Below are 17,294 nucleotides of genomic sequence, written 5' to 3'. Positions count from 1 at the left end.
TCCTAGAAGAGGTCGTCGAGTTCGGGGTTGAGCCGCTGCAGTACTTCGTTGTGCAGCATTCCGTTAGTAGCCAGCGCGTTGCCGCCGAAGGGGCCGTCTTCGCCGTCAAGGGACGTGAACCGGCCGCCGGCCTCGGTCACGATTGGCACCAGGGCTGCCATGTCATACAGGTTGAGCTCCGGCTCGCATGCGATGTCCACTGCGCCCTCGGCCACCATGCAGTAGGACCAGAAATCGCCGTAGGCGCGGGTACGCCACACGGATTCGGTCAGGCCGAGGAACTCATCCAGGTTACCGCGCTGCTTCCACCCGGTGAGGCTGGAGTAGGACAGCGAGGCGTCGGCCAGATTCGAGACGTCGGAGACCCGCAGCCGGGTGGCCGAGGCGAGTGAACGGCCCATATAGGCACCGGTTCCCGTCGCTGCCCACCAGCGCTTGCCCAGCGCCGGCGCGCTGACGACGCCGACTACCGGAACGCCGTCGTCCACCAGCGCGATGAGGGTAGCCCAGACGGGCACGCCCCGCACGAAATTCTTGGTGCCGTCGATCGGATCCACAATCCAGCGCCGGGGCCCGGAACCGGTGGAACCGAATTCCTCGCCGAGGACAGCGTCGCGCGGCCGGGCACGGGAAAGCTGCCCGCGGATGGCGTCTTCGGCTGCCTTGTCTGCGTCGGTGACGGGCGTCAGGTCCGGTTTGGTCTCGACGCGGAGGTCCTGCGCCTTGAACCTTGACATGGTCTGGTCGTCCACGGAGTCGGCCATTACATGGGCGAGACGCAGATCATCGTTGTAGTTCTGAACGAACGGCATACTTCAACTTATCGCTATTGCCGCCGCCCTGCCCACGTTTACGCAGGTGCGCGCGGCGTGTACCTGTCCGGAGAAGGCCTCCAGGATGTGCCGGCCGGGGTACTTCGGCCCTTACTGGGTGCCCAGTTCCTTGGCCTGGGCGCGGTTCTCGGTGCGCAGGCCGCCGGAGCCCAGCAGCCTGCGCAACGAGGCGAGCCGTGCAGGTCCGGCGGGTCCGGCGTTTCCGGACTCAACCCACGGGTCGAGTCCGCAGTTGACGGCCTCATCGTCATGGCGGCAGCCGCGCTCACAGTCTTCCGTGCCCGGCTCGAGGTCAGGGAAGGCGCTCAGGATCCGGTCCGGGTCCACGTGGGCCAGACCGAAGGAGCGGATGCCTGGGGTATCGATGATCCAGCTGCCTGCCGGTGCATCCTGCACTTTCAGCGCCAGCGCAGAGGAGGACGTGTGCCGGCCCCGGCCGGTGACGGCGTTCACGCCGCCGGTGGCGCGGCGCGAACCGGTCAGCGCGTTCACCAGGGTGGACTTCCCGACGCCGGAGTGGCCCACCAGGACGCTCACCTTGCCCAGGAGATGCTCGTGCAGGGCGGCCACGGCGCCTCCGGCCAGGCGGGCGGAGAGGCCGTCGTCGGACTCGGAATCGATTCCCGCGTCGTCGGCCCGGGCCGTGCGGCTGATGACTACTTCCAGGTCCAGGTGCTCATAGTTGGCGAGCAGCTCCGCGGGATCCTTCAGGTCTGCCTTGGTGATGCAGAGGAGGGGTGAGATGCCGGCGTCGTAAGCCGCCACCAGGGCGCGGTCGATGAACCCTGTCCGCGGCTCGGGATTGGCGGCGGCAACCACAATCACCAGCTGGTCCGCGTTGGCTACCACTACCCGCTCCACCGGATCGGTGTCGTCCGCTGATCGGCGCAGCAGCGTGGCGCGCTCGTTGACCTTCACCAACCGGGCCAGGCTGTCGGGGGATCCGCTGACATCGCCCACCAGACCCACAAGGTCCCCGGCAACCACCGGCGTGCGCCGCAGTTCCCGTGCCCGGGCTGCCGTGACTATGCGTTCCTGCGGGGTGTCTTCGTCCACGATCGCGGTGTAGCGGCCGCGGTCAACGGTGATGATGCGTCCCGTGACGGCGTCTTCGTGGGCGGGCCTGTCCTTGGTCCGGGGCCGCGAGCCCTTCTTGTTGGGCCGGATGCGGACGTCCGACTCGTCCCAGCCTGAGGTGCCTCGTGCCACGGCTAGTCCTCCTGCGCCGCCGTCGGCTCCGTACCGGCCACCAGGCCGGTCCAGAGCTGCGCGAATTCGGGCATGGTCTTGGATGTCGCCGCGATGTCCTCCACGACAACTCCGGGAACCGACAGACCCAGGATCGCTCCGGCGGTGGCCATGCGGTGGTCGGCGTAGGTGCCGAAAACGCCGCCGTGAAGCGGTGCAGGGCTGATGGCCAGGCCGTCGGCCGTTTCCGTGACGTTCCCGCCCAGACCGTTGATTTCAGTCCTGAGGGCTGCCAGCCGGTCAGTTTCGTGGCCGCGCAGGTGCGCAATGCCGGTCAGGACCGACGGCGAGTCGGCCAGTGCGCAGAGTGCGGCCACAGTGGGTGCCAGCTCGCTGGTATTGGCAAAGGTGCCGCCCCGCACCGCTCCGCTGCCGGTGACAGTCAGCACCCCGTCGGCGAGCTCTGCGGTGGCACCCATCTGAGGCAGGATTTCCCGCCACTTGTCGCCAACCTGGGTGGTCTGTTCGGGCCAGCCGGGGATGCTTACGCTCCCGCCGGTGGCCACGGCTGCGGCCAGGAACGGGCCGGCGTTGGACAGATCGGGTTCGATGTCCACATCGAAGGCCCTGACCGGTCCGGGCGCGACGCGCCACTCGTTGGGTACTGAGTCATCCACGGCCACTCCGCATTCCCGGAGCACCTGGACGGTCATGGCGATGTGGTCCAGGCTCGGAACCGTTTCCCCGGTGTGCACCAGGTGCAGGCCATCCGTGAAACGTGCGCCGGCCAGCAGCAGGGCGGAGACGAACTGGGAGGAGGCACCGGCGTCGATCTCCACGCGTCCGCCGGGAACGCCGCCGCGGCCGGTGACGCTGAAGGGCAGGGCGCCGCGTCCGCCGTCGTCCACCTCAATGCCAAGGCCCCGAAGGGCCTCGACGGTCGCACCCATGGGACGCTGGCGCGCGTGCGGGTCGCCGTCGAACGCAGTGGTACCGGTCCGCAGGGCAGCCAGCGGCGGCACAAAACGCATGACGGTTCCGGCCAGGCCGCAGTCCACGTTGGTGTTGCCGGCAGCGCCTGCTGGAATCGGCTCCACCAGCAGGTCCGGGCCGAATGGTCCGCTGTCGGAAACCTCTGTGATTTCCGCGCCGAGGGACCGCAGCGCCGCAACCATCAGGGCGGAGTCCCGGGAATGCAGCGGAGCGCGCAGGCGGGAGGGTCCGTCCGCCAGGGCGGCCAGGACCAGATAGCGGTTGGTGAGGGATTTGGAGCCTGGAACCCTGACCACCCCGGTGACGGGGCGGCCAGGGGTGGGGGCCGGCCAGCCTTCTGCGACGGGCACGGATGTTTCAGTCATGGTGCTTAGGAACCTGCGATATCTGACGCGGTGCTGCGGACGGCGCGTTCTGCCTTGGCCAGCTGCTTACGGGTCTGCTTGGTGACTTTCCGGGACCGGCGTCCGGCATCCTTGCCCATGGCACGCACGCTGCGCTGCGTGTCCTGCACCAGGTGCTCTGCACGCCAGGCCAGGCCCGGGCGGCCGTTGGTATCCACGGCCGCGAGGAGTACGCCGCCGATCAGCGAGAGGTTCTTCAGGAGCTGCGTCCGGCGTTCTTTCCGTCCCTCGGCCGTGGTGGCGTCCCCGTTGCGGTATTCAACGAGGGTGTTCACGCCGGCTGTTGCGGCGAGGACCAGCCCGGCCAGCCGGGAAAACTTGCCCAGGCCCAGCATGGCAGCGGCGCCGAGCTGGGTGGCGCCGAGGACACGGGCGACGGAGGCCGGGTTCAGACCTGCGGCAGACGGCACCACTGAACCCAGGCGGTCCAGGGTCGGAGTGAGCTGCTGGGCGGTCTGGTCGGCGTTGCGGAGCCGTTCCACGCCCGCTGCCGCAAAGCCGGCGGCGAGGAGCGGACGGGCTAGTTTTCGGACAATGCTCATGCGTGGCCTCCTGGGTTACGCCGAACCGGCGTGCGTTCAAAGATGATACGGGTGTGCCTGGCGGGACCCCCGTACGCAACGGATACTCCCTAGTCTGGCACCTTTGGGTCCCTTGCACACCTCGGCTGCTTAACGCCCGGCAGCCCGCTGTTTGGAATATCCGCAGGCGGGCGGCGGTTATTCATGGTGTCGGTCTCGCGCCGGCACCCGGTGCGCACGGCGCCGGTACGTCGGATGCGGAGTCGGAGGCTACGGATGGCAGGTTCGCTGGTCCAGGAGCGGAACACGGTGGAGGGGACCCTTCCCGGGTTGCTGGTGCGTGCACGCCCTCTACACTTGGACGTAATGAGAACTGATGTGCCGGAAGGCAGCCCACAGGTGGAAGATCCGGGCCTCGACGTCGCGTCCGAGCCCGAAGAGGCTCGTAAACTGCGCTTCGAGCGCGATGCCATGCAGTATGTGGACCAGCTTTACTCTGCTGCCATGCGCATGGCCCGCAACCCGGCAGATGCCGAGGATCTGGTGCAGGAAGCCTACACAAAGGCTTTCTCGGCGTTTCACCAGTACAAGCCGGGAACCAACCTCAAGGCCTGGCTCTACCGGATCCTGACCAACACGTATATCAACCTGTACCGCAAGCGCCAGCGTGAGCCGCTGCAGGCGAACTCGGACGGGGTGGAGGACTGGCAGCTTGCACGGGCTGCCGAGCACAGTTCATCCGGCCTCCGTTCGGCTGAAGCCGAGGCGCTGGACCACCTGCCGGACTCCGACGTCAAGAGTGCGCTGCAGGCCATCCCGGAGGAGTTCCGCCTGGCGGTCTACTTCTCGGATGTCGAGGGCTTCGCGTACAAGGAAATTTCAGAAATCATGAACACGCCGATCGGCACCGTGATGTCCAGGCTGCACCGCGGGCGCAAGATGCTCCGCGAGCTGCTGGCCGAGTACGCATACGAGCGCGGCATCAAGGGCAAGGCACAGAAGGCTGCCGCCGCAGCGGCGGAGAATCAGGGGAAGACACTATGAGCGATTGCCAGAGCCTGGGCGATTGCGATGACGCGCGCATCGAACGCCTGTATGAATACCTGGACGGCGCGCTTTCGCATGACGACCTGGTGGAAATCAAGGAGCACCTCGAGGGGTGCCCGGAATGCGCAGGGGAACATGACCTTGAGTGCGTCATCCGTTCCGTCGTGAAGCGTTCGTGTACCGAAGAGGCGCCGCAGACATTGAAGGCGAATATTCTCGCCCGGATCAGCCAGATCCAGTCAGTAGACCACTGACCTGGGTAGCTAAAGGAAAACCCCCGTCGCCGGAAGGCTGCGGGGGTTTTCTTTCGTTAGCGCGGAAAATCCGGCCGGACGTCCGAACTTAAGTGTTGGGACGCTTGCCGTGGTTTGCGCCGCCGCGCTTACGGTCACGACGCTTGCGTGCTCGCTTGCTCATGGCTGCCTCCTTCTTTCGCTTTCAAGTTCTGCCCTTCAGTCTCCCACACACTGTGCCCTCGGCGTAAATGCGGTACTTGTTCCTGCACGGCCGCAGGCGGCGTCGCCTAGGATGGACCAACCAAGCGACCAAAGGAGTTCAGCATGCGAGCCGTGTACGCCCAGTCCCAGTCCCAGGAAGATCCGCTCGGCGGGCTGGTGGTGGGGGAACTCCCGAGGCCCGAGCCCGAGCCGGGTTTCCGGCGGGTGCGGGTACGGGCATCGGCACTGAACCGGCACGATCTGTGGTCCCTGCAGGGAATAGGTTTGCCCGCGGACCGGCTGCCGATGGTCCTGGGCTGCGATGCCGCAGGCGTGGACGACGACGGCAACGACGTTATTGTGCACTCGGTAATGTCCACGCCGGGCTGGGACGGCGACGAGACCCTCGATCCGCGCCGGACGCTGCTCTCCGAGCGGTATCCGGGCACGATGGCGGATGAGGTGTGGGTGCCCGAACGGAACCTGGTTCCCAAGCCTGCGCAGCTCAGCTTCGAGGAAGCCGCCTGCCTGCCCACGGCATGGCTGACGGCCTATCGCATGCTCTTTACCGTCTCGCCCGCTGCACCGGGATCCACCGTGCTGATTCAAGGCGCCGGGGGAGGGGTAGCGACTGCGCTGACCGCGCTGGCGTCTGCTGCCGGGTTCAGGGTCTGGGTAGCAGGCCGCAGCCCGGCCAAACTGGAAGATGCACGCAGGCTTGGCGCGGAGGCGGTGTTCGAGTCCGGTGCGCGGCTTCCCGAGCGCGTGGACACCGTCTTCGACTCCGTTGGCGAAGCCACCTGGGGCCATTCCCTGAAGGCCCTGAAGCCGGGCGGTGCCCTGGTCACCTGCGGTGCTACCTCCGGACCGAACCCCCCTGCTGACCTGAACCGCATCTTCTTCCTGCAGCTGAAGGTCCTGGGGTCCACCATGGGAACGCGGACCGAACTGCAGCGCCTGGTCCAGTTCCTGCTGGCCACGGGGGTTCGCCCGGAAATCGATTCGGTCCTGTCCCTTGAGGACGCCGCCAAGGGCTTCCGGCGAATGCACGACGGCGCTGCCACCGGAAAGATCGTGTTCCGGCACTAGCCTGGTTCCGGAAAACGCGAAAGGCGTCCGCGGGTGCGGACGCCTTTCGCGTGCTGATCAGGTTTTCAGTTCATGTCCGGCAGGTCGAGCCAGCGGAACCATCCGCGGTGCAGGACCAGCCAGGCGATCAGGCCGTAACCGGCCTGCCCGGGAGTTCCGCCGTTGGATGCGAGGTCTGTCCGCCACTGTTCATGGTTGAGCAGCGGAGTGAGTGTATCCACGTAGACATGCTTGCGGCGGGTGGTGACGTCGCCGAAGGCTGCGGAGAGGTCCGCGAGCCGGCGGTTCCGTTCGGCGTCGAGCCCCGGCGGGGGACCGACCACCAGGACCTTGATGCTCATCTGGGCGGCGCCGTCCAGGATGTTGGCAAGGTTCAGCCGGCTGCGGGCCGTTGAGAGCTCCAGGTCCAGGTCACGGTCCGAAAGACCGATCACCAGCCGGTTCTCGCATGTCTCATCAAACCTTCGGCCGGCCTCCATCAGCCAGCGGTTGGCAAGTGCTTCGGTGCCTTCGCCGGGAGCCGCGAGGCTGTAGGCCTCCAGCGTTGCGTTATCCGGCGTCGTGCGGGCCAGCACGCGGCCGAGCCAGCCCAGGGCGCGGGGATCGCCGTGGCCGGCGAGCAGTTCGTCTCCGACCGCAGCGAGCCTGATTCTGCGTTGTTCCACGAGTTCCCTTTTCAGTTGCGTCAGTGTCCAGATGAAGGGCGGGTTAAAAGCCGGGTGGGGCACCAGCCGGTGCCCCACCCAAACCTAGCCTATTAGCGGCGCTCGAAGGCCTTCTTGACCAGGATGTCCTGCTCAACGGCGTGCCGCTTGGCCGAACCGGTGGCCGTGGAGGCCGACGCGGGACGCGAGACCAGCCGCAGCGGGCGGTCCAGTTCCGGCGGCAGGTTCAGGCCGATGAACGGCCACGGACCCTGGTTGGCCGGCTCGTCCTGTGCCCAGATGATTTCTGCGTTCGGGTACTTGGCCACAGCGTCCTGGATCTCCTTGTAGGGCAGCGGGTAGAGCTGCTCGACGCGGATGATCGCGGTCTTCTCGTCGCCGGCCTTCTGGCGGTTGGCCAGCAGGTCGTAGTACAGGCGGCCGGAGACCAGCAGGACCTTGTCCACGGCGCCCGCTTCCAGTTCGGCGTGTTCGCCGATGACCGGCTGGAACGAGCCCTGGGTGAATTCCTCCACCGACGTAGCCGCGGCCTTCAGGCGAAGCAGCTGCTTCGGAGTGAAGATCACCAGCGGCTTCCGCGGACGGCTGTAGGCCTGGCGGCGCAGCAGGTGGAAGTGCGAGGCACCGGTCGTGGGGTTGGCCACGATCATGTTGTCCTCGGCGCACAGCTGCAGGAACCGCTCGATCCGTGCGGAGGAGTGGTCCGGGCCCTGGCCTTCGTAGCCGTGCGGCAGCATCATGACCAGGGAGGAGCGCTGGCCCCACTTCTGCTCCGCGGAGGAAATGAACTCGTCAATGATGGTCTGCGCACCGTTGACGAAGTCACCGAACTGCGCCTCCCACAGCACGAGTGCGTCGGGGCGTTCCACCGAGTAGCCGTATTCGAAGCCGAGGGCAGCGAATTCGGACAGCAGCGAGTCGTAGATCCACAGCTTGGCCTGGTTCGGGTCCAGGTCTGCCAGCGGAGTCCACTCAGCGCCGGTGGCGCGGTCATGGAAGACAGCGTGGCGCTGGGTGAATGTGCCGCGGCGGGAGTCCTGGCCGGCAAGCCGGACGGGCACGCCTTCCATCAGGAGCGAGCCGAAGGCGGCAATCTCGGCGAAGCCCCAGTCGATGTTGCCCTCGCGGGACATCTGCTCGCGCTTCTCCAGCAGGGACTTCAGCTTCGGGTGGACCGTGAAGCCCTCCGGAATGGTGACGTGGGCCTTGCCGATCCGGGCCAGCGTGTCCGGGGAGATCGCAGTGCTGGCCGGCGCCACGATGGTGGAGCCTTCCTGCTGCGCTGCCGGACGTTCCAGGTCGGACACAGCTTCGGAGTCCTTGGTGATGACCGGGATAGGGGAAGTCTGGGCGGCATGCGTTTCCGCGAAGACCCGCTCAAGGCGGCTCTGGTAGTCGCGAAGTGCCTGCTCAGCTTCTTCCTGGCTGATGTCACCGCGGCCGATGAGCGATTCGGTGTAGAGCTTGCGCACCGAGCGCTTGGCCTCGATCAGGGAGTACATCATCGGCTGCGTCATCGAGGGATCGTCGCCCTCGTTGTGGCCGCGGCGGCGGTAGCACACCATGTCGATGACGACGTCCTTGTTGAACCGCTGGCGGTAATCGAAGGCCAGCTGGGCCATCCGGACTACCTGCTCCGGATCGTCACCGTTCACGTGGAAGATCGGCGCCTGGACCATCTTGGCGACGTCGGTGGCGTACACCGAGGAGCGCGAAGACGTCGGTGCAGTGGTGAAACCGACCTGGTTGTTTACGATCACGTGGATGGTGCCGCCGGTGCGGTAACCGCGCAGCTGGGAGAGGTTAAGCGTTTCCGCCACCACGCCCTGGCCCGCGAAGGCAGCATCACCGTGGATGAGGATCGGCAGGACGGGGAATTCGTCCCCGCGGTCCAGCCGGTCCTGCTTGGCGCGCACGATGCCTTCAAGGACTGAGTCGCCGGCCTCGAGGTGCGAGGGGTTCGCGGCCAGGTAGACCTTCGTCTGGTTGCCGTTGTCCGAGGTGAAGGTCCCCTCCGTTCCGAGGTGGTACTTCACGTCGCCGGAGCCCTGCACGGAGCGGGGGTCCTGGGTGCCTTCGAACTCGCGGAAGACCTGGGCATAGGTCTTGCCGGCGATGTTGGTGAGCACGTTCAGGCGGCCGCGGTGGGCCATGCCAATGCCGACCTCTTCCATGCCTTCGTCAGCGGCACCGGAGATGATGGCGTCCAGCAGCGGAATCAGGGACTCGCCGCCTTCCAGGGAGAAGCGCTTCTGGCCGACGAACTTCGTCTGCAGGAACGTCTCGAATGCCTCCGCGGCGTTGAGCTTGCTCAGGATGCGCAGCTGCTCTTCGCGGGTGGGCTTGCTGTACGGGGCCTCGAGGCGGTCCTGGAACCAGGAACGCTCTTCCGGATCCTGGATGTGCATGTATTCGATGCCCGCGGTACGGCAGTAGGCATCACGCAGCACGCCAAGGATCTTGCGCAGCTTCAGCATCGGCTTGCCGCCGAATCCGCCGGTGGGCCACTCACGGTCCAGGTCCCAGAGGGTGAGGCCGTGGTTAAGGACGTCCAGGTCCGCGTGGCGGCGCTGGACGTACTCCAGGGGGTTGGTGTCCGCCATCAGGTGGCCGCGCACACGGTAGGCGTGGATCAGCTGCTGGATGCGGGCAACCTTGTTGATCTGCTCGTCCGGGTTGACCTGGATGTCGGGGCTCCAGCGAACCGGCTCGTAGGGGATGCGCAGGGACTCGAAGATGTCATCGTAGAAGTTCTGCTCGCCCAGCAGGAGCTGGTGGACGATGCGCAGGAACTCGCCGCTGCCGGCACCCTGGATGACACGGTGGTCATAGGTGGAGGTCAGGGTGATGATCTTGGAGATCGCGTTGCGCGCAAGGATCTTCTCGTTGGCGCCCTGGAACTCGGCGGGGTACTCAAGGGCGCCGGCACCGATGATGCAGGCCTGGCCCTTGGACAGGCGCGGCACGGAGTGGACCGTTCCGATGCCGCCCGGGTTCGTCAGCGAGATGGTGGTGCCCTTGTAGTCGTCGGCGGTGAGCTTGCCGGCGCGGGTGCGCTTGACCAGGTCTTCGTAGGCGTGCCAGAACTCGGAGAAGTTCAGGGTTTCAGCCTTCTTGATGTTCGGCACTACCAGCAGGCGGGATCCGTCCGGCTTCGGCATGTCGATGGCCAGGCCGAAGTTGATGTGCGCGGGCTGGACTGCAACGGGCTTGCCGTCCACCTCGTCGTAGTAAACGTTCTGGGACGGGAACTGGGCAGCTGCACGGATGATGGCGTAGCCGAGCAGGTGTGTGAAGGAGACCTTGCCGCCGCGTGCGCGTTCCAGGTGGCTGTTGATGACAATCCGGTTGTCGATCAGCAGCTTGGCGGGTACCGCACGCACCGTGGTTGCGGTGGGGACGCTCAGGCTGAGGTCCATGTTCGTAGCAATGGCCTTGGCCGGGCCGCGGAGCACCGTCACGGTGTCTTCTTCGGTCTCGGTGCTGGGCTTGGTCTTAGGCAGCTGGGCCGGGATGGGCGCAGGCTTGTTTTCAGTCTTGGCAGCTGCTGCGGCCGACTTCGGCTCGTCCTTGCTGGAAGCTGCTTCCTTGGCTACCGGCGACTTGCCGGACTGCTGGGTTGCTGCGGGAGATTCGCCTGAGGCCTTCGGGGCCTGGGCCTCGGTCTGCACGACGGGCAGCTGGCGGGTGGCGGGGTTCGCGCCGAGTTCGCTCGGGGGAGTGGAACCGTTGCCTGAGGCTGAGTTGCCGGCGGATGACTTGGCGTCCTCCGCTTTAAAGGAGTCGAAAATGCTCCACCACTTCTTGTCGACAGAATTCTTGTCCTTGAGGTACTGCTCGTACAATTCGTCGACAAGCCATTCGTTCCCGCCGAATTCCTCCGGCAGGCGGTGGTTGGGTTGGTCTGGCACTAGATATACGCCTCTTCCATGAGTTGCCGTTTGCCCTGATGGCACCATGATCTGAGCGCTTCCGCCTCAAGACTTGCTGGTGCGGCCCGGTGCGCAGTGACCGAGACTTGATTGCAAGTCTAGTTATAGATCAACCGAAGTGGCCAATCTCAGGGGTGTCCGCCTGTGGGATGCGACACACTTTGCTCAGCCATCTGCGTGGGATTGTGCACAGTGCCCGGCTGCCGCATTTGATCTGGTGCGGCGAAGCCAAAGCTGTAAACTGAAAGGTCTATGGACAGCAACTCTAGGCGCCGGCCTGCATCCACTGCGGTTTCACCTGCAAGGACGCACAGAGCCGGCAACGCCCGCACACGATCCCCGCATTCTCCGGCCGCTTCATCGGAGCCTTCCAGTCCGGCTTCAGCTGAACCTCCCCCTTTAGGCGGTAATCCGCCGGCAGGCTCCCGGGGAACCACACGCACGTGCCTCCGCATGGAGGCTGGTTCCTGAGATGGAGTGGTTATTCCTTGTGGCCGGGCTGCTGCTGATCTGCGGTACCGGTTTTTTCGTGGCTGTTGAATTCTCGCTGGTTGCACTGGACCAGCCCACCGTTCGACGCGCTGTGGCGGAGGGCGACACCCGTGCGGAGCCGCTGCTTCGCTGCCTGACCACCCTTTCCACGCAGCTCTCAAGCTGCCAGCTCGGTATCACGCTGACAACGCTGCTGACCGGTTATGTCATGGAGCCTTCAGTGGGCCGGCTGCTCCAGGGGCCGCTTGCCGCCCTTGGGCTCCCTGCGGCAGCGTCACTGTCCATCTCGGTTGTTGCCGCAATGGTGCTGGCCACCCTGCTTTCAATGCTGCTGGGTGAACTGATCCCGAAGAACATGTCCATTGCACTTCCCTTTAAAGTGGGACGCGCACTGGCACGGCCCCAGCTGGCGTTCACCTTCGTGTTCAAGCCGGCCATCCTGCTGCTCAACGGGTTCGCCAACAAGGTGCTCAACCTCTTTGGCCTTGAAGCCAAAGAAGAGGTTTCCGGAGCCCGGACTCCGGCCGAGCTCTCGTCGATGGTCCGGCGGTCGGCCGAAATGGGCACCCTGGATGCAGGCACCGCCAACTTCCTGGCCCGCACGCTGTCCTTCTCCGAACGGACGGCGGCGGACGTCATGACACCCCGGATCCGCCTGGAAACGATCGACGCCGACCAGCCCGTCTCCGATGTCATCGACGCGGCCCGGCGGACCGGCTACTCGCGCTTTCCTGTCCTCGGCGATTCCCCGGATGACATCCGCGGCGTGGTGCACGTGAAGAAAGCCGTTGCCGTTCCCCGCCGCAAGCGCGCGGAGCTGCCGGCGGCAGCCATCATGAGCGACATCCTCCGGGTGCCGGAGACCGTGCACCTGGACTCGCTGCTCTCCGAACTGCGCAGCGCAAACCTGCAGCTCGCCGTCGTGCTTGACGAGTGGGGTGGCACGGCCGGCGTGGCAACGCTCGAGGACCTGGTGGAGGAAATCGTCGGCGAGGTTTCCGACGAGCATGACAAGCTCAAGCCCGGCGTCCTGCAGAGCGCCGCAGGCTACTGGTACTTCCCGGGCATCATGCGCCCGGATGAAGTATCCGTCCTGATTCCATCACTGCACGTGCCGGACGAATCCGGCTATGAGACGGTGGGCGGCTACATCATGGCCGAGCTGGGCCGCATCGCCGAGGTGGGAGACACAGTGCCGGTTCCCGGAGGGATCCTGGAAGTCGAACGGATGGACGGACGGCGGATCGACAGGGTCTGCTTCGTCCCGGTTGAGTCAGGTCCTGACGAAGCCGCCGAGGGTGAAGCTCCGGCTGCACCGTCGGCCCGCACGGCGCGTGCCGCGGGCGGTACCGAGCCGGTTGCCGCGCATGGTGCCCGGTCAGCGGGAAACGCCGGATCCGCGGCCGGCCGCAGGGAGGGAACACGATGAGTGATCTCGCCGGTATTTTCTGGCTGGTGGTCCTGCTGCTGGGCAACGCGTTCTTTGTGGGTGCTGAATTCGCCGTTATGTCTGCCCGGCGCAGCCAGATCGAACCCTTGGCGGAGGCTGGTTCAAAGCGGGCCAAGACAACTCTCTGGGCCATGGAGCACGTGTCCCTGATGCTGGCATGTGCCCAGCTGGGAATCACCGTGTGTTCACTGCTCATCCTGTATGTCGCGGAACCGGCGATCCACCATCTGCTTGCGGCGCCGCTGGAAGCGGTGGGCGTACCGCTCGAGGTGGCTGATCTAGCCGGGTTCCTGGCCGCACTCCTGTTCGTGACGTTCCTGCACGTGACCATCGGCGAGATGGTGCCCAAGAACATTTCAGTGTCCGTAGCGGACCGCGCTGCGCTGGCGCTGGCCCCTCCGCTGGTCATGGTCTCGCGGGTGGTCCGCCCGATCACGGCAAGCCTCAACTGGATCGCGAACCATGCCCTGCGGGTTGTTGGGATTACCCCGAAGGACGAGGTGACCTCGTCCTTCACGCTCCAGGAAGTGCAGTCAATCGTCCAGGAATCCACCCGGCACGGGCTGGTTGCCGATGACTCGGGAGTCATCTCCGGAGCCCTTGAATTCTCGGGCCAGACGGCCGGGGAGGTCATGGTGCCCCTCGATGAGCTGGTTACCCTGCGAACGGACTGCACTCCGGCCGAGTTCGAGAAGGCTGTTGGGCGCACCGGCTTCTCCCGCTTTGTGCTGATGGACGAGGCAGGAAACTTCACCGGGTACATGCACCTGAAGGACGTCATGGCCATTCCGGAGGAGGCCTACGAGCGGCCGATCACGGAAAACAAGGTCCGCACGCTGGCCAATCTGCGGCTCAGCGACGGAATCGAGGATGCGCTGGCGGTCATGCAGCGCACGGGCTCCCACGTTGCCCGAGTCCTTGGCGATGACGCTCAGACCCGGGGCGTGCTGTTCCTGGAGGACATCATCGAGCAGCTGGTGGGCGAGATTCGGGATGCCACCCAGTCCCAGGGGCTGCGCCGCTCGGGGGAGAGTTTCAGCGGCTAGACCCCTTAGATGCGAATGATTCGCGTTTACGTTATGCTGATCAAGCCCCGGTGCCGCCGGAGGTTGTACCGAGACTCGAAACGGGGATACTGACACTATGCGCCGCCTGCCTTTCCGTGTGGCCGGGACCCTTGCCGCTGCCGCACTCGCGCTTTCCGCCTGCTCCTCGAATGCTGGAGTTGACGGCGGCGCCGGCGAAGACGGTGACACCATCCGGGTTGTCGCCTCAACCAACGTGTACGGCAGCATCCTTGAATCGGTCGGCGGCGAGTTCGTCAGCGTCGAGTCGATCATCAACCGTCCCTCGCAGGACCCGCACTCCTACGAGGCGACTGCACGGGACAAGCTCGCTGTTTCCGAGGCAGCACTCGTTGTCCTGAATGGCGGGGGATACGACTCCTTCATGGAGACCCTGGTCCAGGAGGAGTCGGTGGCCGGGGAAAACGTCCTGAACGCCGTCGAGATCTCGGGTCTTGATGAAGGACACTCAGAGGGCGACGACGAAGACCACGGCGACAGCCACGCCGGCCACAGCCATGGCGGGCACTCGCACGGCGGATTCAACGAGCACGTCTGGTACGACCCGGAAGCGATGGGCCTGCTGGCCGAAGCAGCTGCCGAGCGGCTGGCTGAACTGGATCCTGAAAACGAGCAGGCTTTCCGTGACAACGCGGCTGGCTTCGCCTCGGGTATCCAGGAACTGGAGGACCGCCTTGGCGAGGTCCGTGCCGCAGCGGAGGGCCGCGACGTCGCCATGACGGAACCGGTCCCCGCGTATCTCCTGGAGGACGCCGGGCTGCACAATGTCACTCCGGACGATTTCACGGAGGCTGTCGAGGAGGGCCAGGATGTCCCGCCTGCCGTGCTGAAGGAAATGCAGGATCTGCTGGCCTCCGGGGATATTGCGTTCCTCGCGTATAACGAGCAGACCTCCACATCGCAGACTGAGGCTGTGCGCGGGACTGCTGAAGATGCCGGCATTCCGGTGGTCGACTTCTCCGAAACTCTTCCAGAGGGCGAGGACTTCCTTGCCTGGATGAACCGCAACGTGACGGCCATCCAGGACGTCCTGCAGTGAGCCGCCCCGTCGTGCAGCTGCGCGGGGCCTCCATGGCCTTTGGCAGCCGTACGCTGTGGCAGGGCCTGGACCTGGATATCAGTTCCGGTGAGTTCCTTGCCGTCCTGGGGCCCAACGGCACCGGCAAGACGACACTGCTGAAGGTGCTGCTGGGGCTCCAGCCGCTCAGTGCCGGAACCGTGACTATCAACGGGCGCCGCGTTGAGCGCGGAAGCAAGGACATTGGCTACATCCCGCAGCAGAAGTCCTTTGCTCCCGGCACTCCGCTGCGTGCCCGGGACTTGGTTGGCATGGGGGTCGACGGCGACAAGTGGGGTATCCGCCTCCGCCGGGGTCCTGTGCGTGCCCGGGTGGATGAGCTTCTTGCGCAGGTGGGTGCCACGAGTTATGCGGATGCTCCGGTGGGCAAGCTCTCCGGCGGCGAACTGCAGCGGCTGCGTGCTGCCCAGGCTCTGGCCACTGATCCTGATCTTTTGCTCTGTGATGAGCCGCTGCTCTCCCTTGATTTGCACCACCAGCAGGCGATCAGCGCCCTCATTGATGCCCGTGCGCATGTCCATGACTCTGCCGTCGTGTTCGTGACGCACGAAATCAATCCGATCATCGACTATGTTGACCGGGTCCTTTACCTGGCCGGTGGCCAGTTCCGTACCGGAACGCCGTCGGAAGTCCTGCGTTCGGATGTGCTTTCGGATATGTACGGTTCCCATGTGGAGGTTCTGCGCAGCCACGGCCGGATTGTGGTGCTGGGCGTTCCTGACGCCACTACGCACCACCACGGCGAAAGCGAGGCCGATCTTGGACCTTTCTGAGTTCTTCTCCTCCGTATTCGACTTCAGCGACTACGGGCAGCTGCTTCCGCTGGTAACCAACTCGTTGTGGGCTGCGGCCATTCTTGGTCTTGTTGGCGGGCTTATCGGCGTGTTTGTGATGATGCGCGATCTTGCCTTTGCTGTCCACGGCATTGCCGAGCTGTCTTTTGCCGGTGCGGCCCTGGCCCTGCTGCTGGGAGCGAATGTTGTTCTTGGTTCCCTAGCCGGTTCAATTGCGGCTGCCCTGATCCTCGCCCTGCTGGGTTTGAAGGCGCGGGACCGGAATTCCATTACCGGTGTGATCATGCCCTTCGGCTTGGGTTTGGGCATCCTTTTTCTCGCTCTCTATGAGGGGCGCTCTGCCAATAAGTTCGGACTGCTTACCGGCCAGATTGTTGCCGTGGACAGTGTCCAGCTGAACCTCCTGGCCATTTGTGCCGCCGTCGTTGTTGTTGGACTGGTTTTTGTCTGGCGTCCGTTGACGTTTGCGAGTGCCGATCCCGAGCTTGCCCAGGCCCGGGGTGTTCCGGTTGGCGTGCTGTCCATCGTGTTTATGTTCCTTTTGGGTCTTTCGGTTGCGCTGTCCATCCAGGTTGTTGGTGCGCTTCTGGTTCTTTCTCTCCTTATTACTCCCGCTGCTGCTGCCCTGCTTGTGACCTCTTCTCCCCGGCTTGTGGTTGGGCTGAGTGTCATGTTTGCCCTGGTTTCTGCCGTTGGCGGCATTCTTCTGGCTCTTGGGGGCCGGATTCCGATCAGCCCGTACGTGACGACGATTTCGTTTGCCATTTACCTGGTTTGCCGCATCATCATGGCAGTCCGGAATAGGAACCGGCGGCTGGCTACTGCGGCCTGAGCCGGTTGTGGGACCGGACGGGTGGCCGGACCCTGGTTCTGCAGGGGGCTGTACTGGCATTCCACAGTCGTTCCGGAACCGCAAAACGTTGAGTTAGAGCCGGGAGTTGCTGCCCGGGGTGTTGTCGATGGCCAGACGCCGCGGCAACTGGCAGGGTGCTTGGTGGCTGCCCGGGCGTCGGGCCGCTGCACGAGCCTCACGCCTGCCAGGCGTCCTCGTGCTCAGGTGACGCGTCACTGTTTGAGTTTCACGTCTCCGAGGCGTTCTGTCAGTGCTCAGGTGCCGCGTCACGGCTCACTGGTGCCCCGTGACGGCCCAAGGCGCCGCGCTACTGCTTGACCCTCCCGCCTCTGCACCATGCGCCTGGCAACTGCTCAGGCCACGTGTCATTGCTCGATGGCGCCCCGTATCTACCCAAGGCACCGCACTACTGCTCGGTTCTCCCGCCTCTGGA

General features: G+C 65.2%; 15 protein-coding genes. 8 read left to right on the top strand and 7 right to left on the bottom strand.

Annotated elements, in window-relative coordinates; all coding sequences use genetic code 11:
- Positions 1–2: 2 nt before the first annotated feature.
- From hisN to GD628_RS00655, 4 genes are all read right to left on the bottom strand, one after another.
- Entirely contained in the window at positions 3–812 is an 810-nt protein-coding gene (gene hisN / locus GD628_RS00670) for a histidinol-phosphatase (RefSeq protein ID WP_091603344.1), read from the bottom strand.
- Between the two features lie 111 nt (positions 813–923).
- Entirely contained in the window at positions 924–2,042 is a 1,119-nt protein-coding gene (rsgA, locus tag GD628_RS00665; protein WP_091603347.1) for a ribosome small subunit-dependent GTPase A, read from the bottom strand.
- A gap of 2 nt (positions 2,043–2,044) precedes the next feature.
- Complete coding sequence (gene aroA / locus GD628_RS00660) at positions 2,045–3,379, bottom strand: 3-phosphoshikimate 1-carboxyvinyltransferase (RefSeq protein WP_152273543.1); 1,335 nt, start codon at positions 3,377–3,379, stop codon at positions 2,045–2,047.
- Positions 3,380–3,384: 5 nt separating this feature from the next.
- Positions 3,385–3,960, bottom strand: coding sequence for a DoxX family membrane protein (locus GD628_RS00655; protein ID WP_091603353.1), 576 nt, complete (start codon positions 3,958–3,960; stop codon positions 3,385–3,387).
- A gap of 255 nt (positions 3,961–4,215) precedes the next feature.
- Here GD628_RS00655 and GD628_RS00650 point away from each other — a divergent pair, with 255 nt between their 5' ends.
- Both GD628_RS00650 and rsrA read left to right on the top strand, forming a co-directional pair.
- Positions 4,216–4,983 carry a sigma-70 family RNA polymerase sigma factor gene (locus GD628_RS00650; protein WP_377955743.1) on the top strand — a complete coding sequence of 256 codons (768 nt, stop codon included), beginning with the start codon at positions 4,216–4,218 and terminating at the stop codon, positions 4,981–4,983.
- Positions 4,980–5,240, top strand: a complete 261-nt coding sequence (rsrA, locus tag GD628_RS00645; protein ID WP_091603356.1) for a mycothiol system anti-sigma-R factor — start codon at positions 4,980–4,982, stop codon at positions 5,238–5,240. Before GD628_RS00650 ends, rsrA begins: the two co-directional genes overlap by 4 nt.
- Positions 5,241–5,328: 88 nt before the next feature.
- Here the strand turns inward: rsrA and GD628_RS16950 are convergent, their stop codons facing one another.
- Positions 5,329–5,403, bottom strand: a complete 75-nt coding sequence (locus GD628_RS16950; protein ID WP_369299106.1) for a 50S ribosomal protein bL37 — start codon at positions 5,401–5,403, stop codon at positions 5,329–5,331.
- Positions 5,404–5,546: 143 nt separating this feature from the next.
- On the opposite strand from GD628_RS16950, the gene GD628_RS00640 reads away from it, so the two are divergent.
- Positions 5,547–6,512 (top strand): zinc-binding dehydrogenase, encoded by a 966-nt coding sequence (locus GD628_RS00640; RefSeq protein WP_152273542.1) that lies wholly within the window; start codon positions 5,547–5,549, stop codon positions 6,510–6,512.
- A 65-nt stretch (positions 6,513–6,577) separates the two neighbouring features.
- On the opposite strand, the gene GD628_RS00635 is transcribed toward GD628_RS00640, so the two are convergent.
- Complete coding sequence (locus tag GD628_RS00635) at positions 6,578–7,177, bottom strand: GDSL-type esterase/lipase family protein (protein ID WP_091603818.1); 600 nt, start codon at positions 7,175–7,177, stop codon at positions 6,578–6,580.
- 92 nt (positions 7,178–7,269) lie between these two features.
- Positions 7,270–11,088 (bottom strand): multifunctional oxoglutarate decarboxylase/oxoglutarate dehydrogenase thiamine pyrophosphate-binding subunit/dihydrolipoyllysine-residue succinyltransferase subunit, encoded by a 3,819-nt coding sequence (locus GD628_RS00630; protein WP_152273541.1) that lies wholly within the window; start codon positions 11,086–11,088, stop codon positions 7,270–7,272.
- A 493-nt stretch (positions 11,089–11,581) separates the two neighbouring features.
- Between GD628_RS00630 and GD628_RS00625 the strand changes: the two genes are divergently transcribed.
- The 5 genes from GD628_RS00625 (at position 11,582) to GD628_RS00605 (ending at position 16,840) form a co-directional block, all read left to right on the top strand.
- A complete protein-coding gene (locus GD628_RS00625) occupies positions 11,582–13,030 on the top strand; it encodes a hemolysin family protein (RefSeq protein WP_152273540.1) in 1,449 nt (482 codons plus the stop codon).
- Positions 13,027–14,097 carry a hemolysin family protein gene (locus GD628_RS00620; RefSeq protein WP_091603368.1) on the top strand — a complete coding sequence of 357 codons (1,071 nt, stop codon included), beginning with the start codon at positions 13,027–13,029 and terminating at the stop codon, positions 14,095–14,097. The genes GD628_RS00625 and GD628_RS00620 overlap by 4 nt, the downstream gene beginning before the upstream one ends.
- Positions 14,098–14,194: 97 nt before the next feature.
- A complete protein-coding gene (locus tag GD628_RS00615; RefSeq protein WP_152273539.1) occupies positions 14,195–15,175 on the top strand; it encodes a metal ABC transporter solute-binding protein, Zn/Mn family in 981 nt (326 codons plus the stop codon).
- A 32-nt stretch (positions 15,176–15,207) separates the two neighbouring features.
- A complete protein-coding gene (locus GD628_RS00610; protein WP_176697560.1) occupies positions 15,208–15,987 on the top strand; it encodes a metal ABC transporter ATP-binding protein in 780 nt (259 codons plus the stop codon).
- A complete protein-coding gene (locus GD628_RS00605) occupies positions 15,974–16,840 on the top strand; it encodes a metal ABC transporter permease (RefSeq protein ID WP_226802281.1) in 867 nt (288 codons plus the stop codon). The genes GD628_RS00610 and GD628_RS00605 overlap by 14 nt, the downstream gene beginning before the upstream one ends.
- Positions 16,841–17,294: the final 454 nt, after the last annotated feature.

Origin of the sequence: Arthrobacter koreensis (assembly GCF_009193255.1) — a bacterium.
Taxonomy (GTDB): domain Bacteria; phylum Actinomycetota; class Actinomycetes; order Actinomycetales; family Micrococcaceae; genus Arthrobacter_B; species Arthrobacter_B koreensis.
This window is presented reverse-complemented; position numbering and strand designations above follow the sequence as displayed.

What these genes read in the sequence shown, in the direction of transcription:
- hisN (WP_091603344.1), bottom strand. Translation starts at nt 812, where the DNA reads ATGCCGTTCGTTCAGAACTACAACGATGATCTGCGTCTCGCCCATGTA.
- aroA (WP_152273543.1), bottom strand. Translation starts at nt 3,379, where the DNA reads ATGACTGAAACATCCGTGCCCGTCGCAGAAGGCTGGCCGGCCCCCACC.
- GD628_RS00655 (WP_091603353.1), bottom strand. Translation starts at nt 3,960, where the DNA reads ATGAGCATTGTCCGAAAACTAGCCCGTCCGCTCCTCGCCGCCGGCTTT.
- GD628_RS00650 (WP_377955743.1), top strand. Translation starts at nt 4,216, where the DNA reads ATGGCAGGTTCGCTGGTCCAGGAGCGGAACACGGTGGAGGGGACCCTT.
- rsrA (WP_091603356.1), top strand. Translation starts at nt 4,980, where the DNA reads ATGAGCGATTGCCAGAGCCTGGGCGATTGCGATGACGCGCGCATCGAA.
- GD628_RS00640 (WP_152273542.1), top strand. Translation starts at nt 5,547, where the DNA reads ATGCGAGCCGTGTACGCCCAGTCCCAGTCCCAGGAAGATCCGCTCGGC.
- GD628_RS00625 (WP_152273540.1), top strand. Translation starts at nt 11,582, where the DNA reads ATGGAGTGGTTATTCCTTGTGGCCGGGCTGCTGCTGATCTGCGGTACC.
- GD628_RS00620 (WP_091603368.1), top strand. Translation starts at nt 13,027, where the DNA reads ATGAGTGATCTCGCCGGTATTTTCTGGCTGGTGGTCCTGCTGCTGGGC.
- GD628_RS00615 (WP_152273539.1), top strand. Translation starts at nt 14,195, where the DNA reads ATGCGCCGCCTGCCTTTCCGTGTGGCCGGGACCCTTGCCGCTGCCGCA.
- GD628_RS00610 (WP_176697560.1), top strand. Translation starts at nt 15,208, where the DNA reads ATGGCCTTTGGCAGCCGTACGCTGTGGCAGGGCCTGGACCTGGATATC.